Source organism: Dickeya undicola (genome assembly GCF_000784735.1).
In the GTDB taxonomy this organism is placed as follows: domain Bacteria; phylum Pseudomonadota; class Gammaproteobacteria; order Enterobacterales; family Enterobacteriaceae; genus Dickeya; species Dickeya undicola.
This window is the reverse complement of the sequence record NZ_JSYG01000012.1, coordinates 62,646-70,559: the sequence shown is the minus strand read 5'-3', so window position 1 is coordinate 70,559 and position 7,914 is coordinate 62,646. Positions and strand designations below refer to the sequence as shown.

Below are 7,914 nucleotides of genomic sequence, written 5' to 3'. Positions count from 1 at the left end.
TCGATTTATTCAACAAAGCCCATGCCTTCTTCAAACCGTCAACGGATGAAGTCTGGTTGCCTGAACGCCATCTTTTTTCTGATGCCGCTAATTTCTACGCTACCGGTCTGCAAACGGTGTTTTTACATCGCTGATTGCTATAACCGATAGCTCAGGTATGACGACTGACGATAACGTTTGCAGGACGGCAACGGTAGCCGGGCCTGTTTTTGGTGTTATGATAAGTGTATTGTACCGTGTAATGCGCACGTATCTCATACAGGAGAGCAATCATGACCGTGAAACAACGCAACACACAGAGCGTGACCATGACGGTAGAGCGTGCCTTACTGGTTCGGGCGCGTGAAGCGGGGATTAACCTGAGTGCCACCCTGTCAACCGCCCTGGATGCGGAGCTGCGCCGTCATGAAGCGAAAAAATGGCAGGAAGAGAACAGAGAAGCCATTGACGCATTAAATCGTTTTCATGATGAAAACGGCTGTTTCAGCGATGAATACCGGACGTTTTAACCATGCAATTCACCGTATACGGTAATACCGGGAAAAGCGCCATTTACCCGCTGTTGCTTGATGTCACGAGCGATATTATTGGACAGTTGAATCGCCGGATAGTGATCCCGTTGCTCCCTGTTGAAAAGTACCCGGCAGGCCGCCGACCGGAGCGCCTTGTCCCTGTCGTCAGGCTGACGAACGGCAAAGAATACGCTGTAATGACCCACGAGCTGGCAAGTATCCCTATCCAGGCTCTGGGGGCAGTGTTTTGTGATGCGTCGCAGTACCGTACTCAGGTAAAGTCGGCAATAGACTTCCTCATTGACGGCATTTAGCCGTGGCTGACGGGAGTGTGTTCCAGTTCGTTTATCATGCGGAACAGAAACATCTCCCGGTTTTTGGCGTCCAACGGAGCCGGAATACCGTTCCTTGCCAGCGTTCTGATACTGTCAAACAGCCTGATGAGAGCGGTTTTGGTTTTGTCGTCCGGATAACATACATCGCGTAATGCCAATGCCCGGTGTCACAGGCCGCCAGATGACTTTTAACGATGCTGATGTAGCGGGCCTAGGTTTTCATGGCACGGCTCCGCTTCCACGGCAACGTCCGACCAGCGGGCGAAGCGCAGTTCACTGGAGACGTGAACCACCTGGATTAACCAACAGATACAAGCTGTGTGAATCGGATAGTTTTATGGGGGTAACAGGTGGTTTTACGTTGCGGATTTTTGAGTCGTTAAGAGACATGTGGGGGTCACTCCGTCATCGAACTAACATGACCCCAAATCTGACCACCAAATTCTCCCGATACGGAAGATAAATTGAAAATGCATCGGGAAGATTTTTCACGCTATCACGCTGAATGAAAAGTAAAAAGCAGATGTCTTTCGACATCTGCTTTTTTGAATTTGGCTCCTCTGACTGGACTCGAACCAGTGACATACGGATTAACAGTCCGCCGTTCTACCGACTGAACTACAGAGGAATCGCTTGAACGGGGCGCATGATAACGAGGTCTGCCGTGCATGTCAAAGGTGCGAACCACATTTTTGACGCGTTTGGCGAGGGAATGCGCAATATGTCGACTTTTTCACACGTTCGCCTTGATTGAACGGCGTTTTACGTTGCACCGCCGTGCTAAAACAGCGGGCCGACAGCGGCGTAAGGCTGTCGGCCCGGCGGTATTATTGCAACCGTAGTTGCAACTGGTAACGGTAGTGGGGCGCGGTCAGCAGGAAATCCGGCGCGACGCTCGGGCTCCAGGAGTCGTCGCCGCCGATGCCCATGTGAAAGCCGTCCAGATTGAGCCAGGTGCCCGGCTCCGGCTGCAACAGATGCTGATGGGTGCAATCCATCAACTGTTTCAGGCTGTAGCGGCTGATACCGAAATGGAAGTCGCCTTCAATCAACCAGTTGCCGTAGCGCAGTTCCTGGGTGTGGCAGCGCAGGCCGTTTTCCGATGGGAAAATGTACGGCGTGTGCATCGCGTCCAGCGGCTGCTGCCAGCGGCCGTGCAGCGCAGCGAGGCGGCGGTCGGGATAGTTTTCGTGTGGGCCAAGCCCCCGCCAGCTTACCTGTGGGTTGACCGCCGCCAGTTGCGCACAGAGGCCGATGCGTGGGAGCGGCGGCAGGTGACGGGCAACGTCCACCTCGACATTCACCGTTAACACGCCTTGTGCGTCAATACGCCACTGTTTACGACTGATGAACAATACCTGTTGCTGGTAATGGCCGACGTGTTCGGTGGTGATCAGCACGCTGTCACTGAGCGTGTCGGCGCGGATCTGTCGGCAGTCGGTCTGGTACTGATACAGCCCGGCCAGTTTCCAGCGTTCTACCCAGGCGTGCGGGTCGATACGGTCCACTTCGCTGATGCCGATGTCGTTATCCAGCGGCGCGCGCGCCAGATTGTCCTGCAACGGGCTGAGCAACTGCGGCTGCCCGTCGCGCCACCACTGTGTCAGCAGGCCGCTACGTTTGTCGAAGCGCCAACGCTGCTGACCGTGGCTGATATCAAAATGGTCATCATTCCGGGTCAGGGTTGGACATTCACCGTCATCGTGGTGTGATGCTGGGTTCATTAGTGGCATCGGCAACGGCCATTGATCCCAGGCACAGCGGTGCCCGGCGGGCGACCAGTCAGTCGCGTTCGGCTGAACCACCTCTACCGTCAACCACATATCGGCGTGGTGTTGTGGTGCGGGCAACTGTTCGAGCAGCGTGAGGGTCTGGCAGCCCTGTGGTGCGATAGTGAGCGGCACCACGCCTGACGCCAGTTGGACGTCATCCTGCATGATGCGCCAGTGCAGTTCCTCGTTGTCGCTATGACGGAACAGGTATTCGCTGGTGACGGTCAGCGTCAGCGGGCTGCTTTCATGGTGGGTGAACTGGAAAAATTGCTGGGCGCGCTGAGCTTCGTACAGCGCCGGGTGCGGTGTGCGGTCGGGGAACACCAGGCCGTTGAGACAGAACTGACGGTCATTGGGTTTATCGCCGAAATCGCCGCCGTAAGCCCAGTGCGTTTTACCGTCCAGTTCTCGTTCCAGCGCCTGATCCACCCAGTCCCAGACAAAGCCGCCTTGCAGCCGCGGATACTGACGGAATGCCTGCCAGTAGCGGTCGAATCCACCAAAGCTGTTGCCCATGGCGTGCGCGTATTCACACAGAATCAGCGGCCGGTTCTCTCCCGGCAAGCCGATCCATTTTTTGATCGACCACTTCGGCACCGCCGGGAACGGCTGGTCCTGATCCACCCTGGCATACATCGGGCACAGAATATCGGTGGCGGGCGTGTTGGCACCACCGCCTTCGTATTGCACCGGCCGACTGGGGTCTTGCTGTTTGATCCACTGGTAAAGCGCGCTGTGGGTAGGGCCATAGCCGGACTCGTTGCCCAACGACCAGATGATGATGCAAGGGTGATTGCGATCGCGCTGTACCATGCAGGTGACGCGCTCGGCGTAAGCCGGTAGCCAGCGCGGGTCGTCAGACAGGCGGCTCATTGGCTGCATACCATGCGTTTCGATGTTGGCTTCGTCCACCACGTACAAGCCATAGTGGTCGCACAGCCGATACCACAATGGATGATTGGGATAATGAGAGCAGCGTACCGCGTTGAAGTTGTGCTGCTTCATTAACAGAATGTCCTGCCGCATGGTCGCTTCATCAATCGCCTGACCGCGTTGCGGGTGGTGTTCATGGCGGTTGACGCCACGAATCAACAGCGGCTGGCCATTGAGCAGCAACAGGCCGTTACGGATGGCGACCTCGCGAAAACCGACGTCGTAGGCTTCCGCTTCCACCAGCGTGCCGTCGGCGTGCTCCAGTGATACCACCGCCCGATACAGATTGGGGTCTTCCGCGCTCCACAGGGCGGGCCGCTCTACCTCCAGTTGCAGGCTTACCCGGTCATGGTAAGCGCCGCGCTCATCGACAGCCATCGTGCCGAACGGCGCGCGGCTTTCCCCCACCAGTTGCTCGCCGCGCCACAGCTGCACATGCAGTTGCGCCTGCGCCGGTTCTTCCGGCAGAGTAGCCTGTGCGGTAACGCACAGCGCGCCCTGCGTGTAGCTGTGGCGCAGCGGGGTGGTGACCTGCACGTCGCGCAGATGCACCGCCGGTTTATGCAGCAGGTAGACGTCGCGGTAAATGCCGCTCATGCGCCACATGTCCTGATCTTCCAGGTAGGTGCCATCAGACCAACGCAGCACCATCACCGCCAGCCGGTTTTCTCCCGGTTGCAGGCAGGGCGTTAGGTCGAACTCTGCCGGTAGTCGGCTGTCCTGCGAATAACCAACCCACTTGCCGTTGCACCACAGGTGAAAAGCGGAATTCACGCCGTCGAACACGATGCGGGTCTGGCCCTGGGTCAGCCAGTCGGTATTAACTGAGAATGTGAGCGAGTAACAACCGGTAGGGTTGTCCTGCGGTACGAACGGCGGATTGACCGGTATTGGATATTTGATGTTGGTATAAATCGGTGCGTCATAACCCGCCAACTGCCAGTTGGATGGCACGGCGATGGTGTCAGCGTCGGTCAGGTCCTGTGTCAGCCACTGTTCCGGCACCGCCTCCGGGCGCGGGAAATAGTTGAAAGTCCATGCACCATTCAGCCATTGACGCCGACCGGAAGGCAGGTCGTCACGCGCCGCATCGAGACTGCGCCAGCTGGAAAATGGCGGATGGGCATCCAGTCGACGAGCGTGCGGACACGCCGGGTTTTCCCAGTCGCGTCTGGCCAGAATATCCGCCAGTGATATGCCGGATAAAGGAACGTAAGCGGAAGCAGTGGACATAAAGCAGGCTTTCCTTGTATTGGCTGAAAATGAGTGGCTGAAAGCGCCTGACTGGCGGATAGAACAGGAATTGTTATCCGCTCACAATTTATTGGCAGGATCACGGCTTACCGGGTATGAGTAAAGCGCAAAGGAGCCGGAAAGTGGTGCTGATCACAAAACCGACCGGCGTCAGGGTAAAGGGTTAGCGTTGTAATTGTCGCGCCAGCGTAATTAGCTGCTGCGCCACATCGTGCGGCGATAGGACCGAGGGTTGCCAGGCGGCGGTGGTCTGACGGGGGATCAGCGTGGTTTTCAGCCGTAGCGGGGTGGGGGTATGCGGGTGCTGAAGGCATTCCAGCAGGCGATTGACGCTTTCCCGGCCCAGTTGCCGGAAGTCCTGGCGGATGGTGGTCAGCGGTGGCTGAAAATAGGCGCTGTCGCGGGTGTCGTCAAAGCCGATCACCGAGATCTGTTCCGGTACGCGCAGGCCATACTCGTGAATGGCGCGCAGAACACCCAGTGCCATTTGGTCGTTGGCGACGGCAATGGCGGTCGGGCGAACCGCATTCGCCAGCAACAGGTGTGCCTGCTGATAGCCGGAACTGGCGCTCCAGTCCCCTTCGGCAATGGCGCAAGGCGTCAGCAGATGGGCCGCAAGCGCCTGTTGCCAACCTTCATAACGTAACCGGGCGGATACCGAACTTTGCGGGCCGGTAAGTAAGGCAATCCGGCGATGACCCAGCTCCACCAGATGATCGATAGCCAGTTTGGCACCCTGATGTGGGTCGAATATCACGCTCGGTAGGTCAGCAATGGGCGAAATGTCGAGAAACAGCGCGGGTGTGGCAGCACACAACTGGTGGATCTGTTCCGCTACTTCCTGTTCCAGCGGTACGTTGACGATCACGCCGTCCACCCGTTGCGCCAGCAGTTCATTAACTGCGCGCTGAACGTCATTGCCATCGACAGCGCGCAGCATGGATATCACCACGTTGAATCCCAGTTCGCTGGCGGTGGTTTTAATCGCGGCAGCAATTTGGGAAGGCGCGTGCAGCGACAGGTCGATGGTTGCCAGCCCGATGGTGGTGGCGCTGCGGCGCGCCAGTTGCTGGGCCACCCGGTTGGGGATGTAGTGGAGTGCGGCCATCGCTTGCTCCACTTTTCCCCGTGTACGGTCTGAGACATGAGGCGCTTCGTTCAGCACCCGAGAGACGGTCTGGTACGATACCCCGGCGTAAGCCGCCACGTCATTGAGCGTTACTGGTTTCGCTTTCATGATTCTCTGTTAATCAGTCCCTGTATTGTCACCTGGCGTTATCATAACAAAGGCTGGCGACAGTAGACTGCGACCGACAGAGAAAAATTACGCGGCGACCAGCGGATGTGTGACCTGTTGGTAATACCAGGCGATGGTTTTTCTGATCAGCGCATCGGTGGCATCCAGGTAGGCATCTGGCTCGGCGACGGTTTCCGGCTCCAGAATCAGCGGCAGCTCGGTACAGCCTAAAATGATTTTCTCCACGCCTTGTTGTCGCAGCGAGTCGACCACCGGCAGCAGCAATGTCCGGGCTTGCGCGACATTGCCCGCCTTATAAGCGTAGATACTGTTCATCACCGCGTCCTGCTGTTCGTCAGTCGGTAATGTACAGCGCACCTGTTGACCTGCCAGGGCGTGCTGATAAATTTCGCCGCGCACGGTGGCGGTGGTAGCCAGGATGGCGACGTGACGAACACGTTGCTCAGCCACCTGCTGACAGGTCGCGTCAATAATGCTGATCATCTCCAACTGGGTATGCCGCTTTAAATCCTCAAACCAGTAATGCGCGGTGTTGCAGGGAATAATGATGCAGGTCGCGCCCGCTCTCTCCAGAATTTTCATGTACTCCACCATTTTCTTCAACGGTGAGGCGCTGTGATTGAGAATGCATTGGGTACGGTCGGGAATATCCGGGATAGAAACCGCGATCATCGGAATATGTTCCTGATCCTTCCTGGCCGGAGTATGCCGGATGAGTTTTTGCATGGCATCCACGGTTGCACCGGGTCCCATGCCGCCAAGAATGCCGACTACAGGATTCACGTTTTCCGCCTCATTGATGGTGATGTTGGAGTGGAAAAATCATCGCACAGCGCCCGGAAATGTGAATTGCGAAATTCCCATCCTCTATGTATGTTTTGCATAACTGTACAGGCATTATGCGTGTAATGCGTTTTTCTGAAAGGTGAGTGTCGATGCTAAATAACATTGAAACCAAATGGTTATACGATTTTATCGCACTGGAGGAGCACCGCAGTTTTACGCTGGCAGCCGAGACGCGCAACATTTCTCAATCGTCATTCAGCCGACGAATCCGGGCGTTGGAAGAAGCGGTGGGGTTCGACATTTTCGACCGCGGTGCCCAGCCGTTGCAACTGACCGAACCGGGCAAGATTTTTCACGCCCATATCCGCAACACCCTCGACGACCTGGAATACCAGATTCACAAACTGCACGGCGGCAGCCATTACAAAAACAAGATAACCATTGCGGCGGCGCATTCGCTGTCGGTGTTTGTGATGCCGGAGTTGCTCAAAACCGTGCCGGATCGGCAGGAGAAGATTTTCTATGTCGAATCTATCGATGTGGATGATGCGGTACTCAACCTGAAAGAAGGGCGCAGTGATTTTATTTTTTCGTTTTACAACGAGGAACTGATGTCGGAACCGTTTCGCCATACCCGTATCATGGATTCCACGTTGTACCCGGTTTGTGCCTGCGATACGGCCGGTAAACCGTTGTTTGACATCCGTGCCACTGGGCTACCGCTGCTCAATTACACCGACACCAGCTACATGGGGCGTCAGGTCAACCGCTATCTTTCCACGCTGCCACCCGAGCGGTTTACCGTGAGTTTTGTCTCTTCGATGAGTGATTTACTCAAACGTATGGCAAAGCAGGGCCACGGTATCGCCTGGTTGCCGGATTACTCCATCCGCGATGAACTGGCGAACAAGGCGCTGACGGTGCTGAAACTGGATCAGGCGGTGATGAAGATGCAGGTGTATCTGTACCGGCTGGATGCACGGCTTAATGTGGCGTCGGAGTCATTCTGGCGGGCGATGACCGCACCGCGTTCGGCGCAATAAAAAACAGCGGCCATAAGGCCG

6 protein-coding genes, 1 tRNA gene and 3 pseudogenes are annotated in these 7,914 nt (G+C 56.5%); 4 read left to right on the top strand and 6 right to left on the bottom strand.

Features of this window, described 5'->3' with window-relative positions:
- From OB87_RS21005 to OB87_RS06940, 3 genes and pseudogenes are all read left to right on the top strand, one after another.
- Window positions 1-110 (top strand): annotated as a pseudogene (locus OB87_RS21005) (hypothetical protein); the annotation flags it as partial.
- A 162-nt stretch (window positions 111-272) separates the two neighbouring features.
- A complete protein-coding gene (locus tag OB87_RS06945; protein WP_033568710.1) occupies window positions 273-509 on the top strand; it encodes a type II toxin-antitoxin system CcdA family antitoxin in 237 nt (78 codons plus the stop codon).
- Window positions 510-511: 2 nt separating this feature from the next.
- Window positions 512-826 (top strand): CcdB family protein, encoded by a 315-nt coding sequence (locus tag OB87_RS06940; protein ID WP_033568709.1) that lies wholly within the window; start codon window positions 512-514, stop codon window positions 824-826.
- Here OB87_RS06940 and OB87_RS21000 read toward each other — a convergent pair.
- The 6 genes and pseudogenes from OB87_RS21000 to OB87_RS06915 all read right to left on the bottom strand — a co-directional run.
- Window positions 823-1,058: pseudogene (locus OB87_RS21000) on the bottom strand (MobC family replication-relaxation protein); the annotation flags it as partial. The gene OB87_RS06940 and the pseudogene OB87_RS21000 overlap by 4 nt on opposite strands.
- A gap of 68 nt (window positions 1,059-1,126) precedes the next feature.
- Window positions 1,127-1,237, bottom strand: a pseudogene (locus tag OB87_RS20825) (Arm DNA-binding domain-containing protein); the annotation flags it as partial.
- A 162-nt stretch (window positions 1,238-1,399) separates the two neighbouring features.
- Window positions 1,400-1,475: transfer RNA gene (locus OB87_RS06930), tRNA-Asn, on the bottom strand.
- Between the two features lie 199 nt (window positions 1,476-1,674).
- Complete coding sequence (locus OB87_RS06925) at window positions 1,675-4,785, bottom strand: beta-galactosidase (protein WP_033568708.1); 3,111 nt, start codon at window positions 4,783-4,785, stop codon at window positions 1,675-1,677.
- A 184-nt stretch (window positions 4,786-4,969) separates the two neighbouring features.
- Window positions 4,970-6,043: a LacI family DNA-binding transcriptional regulator gene (locus OB87_RS06920; RefSeq protein ID WP_033568707.1), complete on the bottom strand. Its 1,074-nt coding sequence runs from the start codon at window positions 6,041-6,043 to the stop codon at window positions 4,970-4,972.
- Between the two features lie 87 nt (window positions 6,044-6,130).
- Window positions 6,131-6,847: a cysteate racemase gene (locus tag OB87_RS06915; RefSeq protein ID WP_033568706.1), complete on the bottom strand. Its 717-nt coding sequence runs from the start codon at window positions 6,845-6,847 to the stop codon at window positions 6,131-6,133.
- A 152-nt stretch (window positions 6,848-6,999) separates the two neighbouring features.
- Between OB87_RS06915 and hypT the strand changes: the two genes are divergently transcribed.
- Complete coding sequence (gene hypT / locus OB87_RS06910) at window positions 7,000-7,893, top strand: hypochlorite stress DNA-binding transcriptional regulator HypT (protein ID WP_033568705.1); 894 nt, start codon at window positions 7,000-7,002, stop codon at window positions 7,891-7,893.
- Window positions 7,894-7,914 lie beyond the last annotated feature (21 nt).

What these genes read in the sequence shown, in the direction of transcription:
- OB87_RS06940 (WP_033568709.1), top strand. Translation starts at nt 512, where the DNA reads ATGCAATTCACCGTATACGGTAATACCGGGAAAAGCGCCATTTACCCG.
- OB87_RS06925 (WP_033568708.1), bottom strand. Translation starts at nt 4,785, where the DNA reads ATGTCCACTGCTTCCGCTTACGTTCCTTTATCCGGCATATCACTGGCG.
- OB87_RS06945 (WP_033568710.1), top strand. Translation starts at nt 273, where the DNA reads ATGACCGTGAAACAACGCAACACACAGAGCGTGACCATGACGGTAGAG.
- hypT (WP_033568705.1), top strand. Translation starts at nt 7,000, where the DNA reads ATGCTAAATAACATTGAAACCAAATGGTTATACGATTTTATCGCACTG.
- OB87_RS06920 (WP_033568707.1), bottom strand. Translation starts at nt 6,043, where the DNA reads ATGAAAGCGAAACCAGTAACGCTCAATGACGTGGCGGCTTACGCCGGG.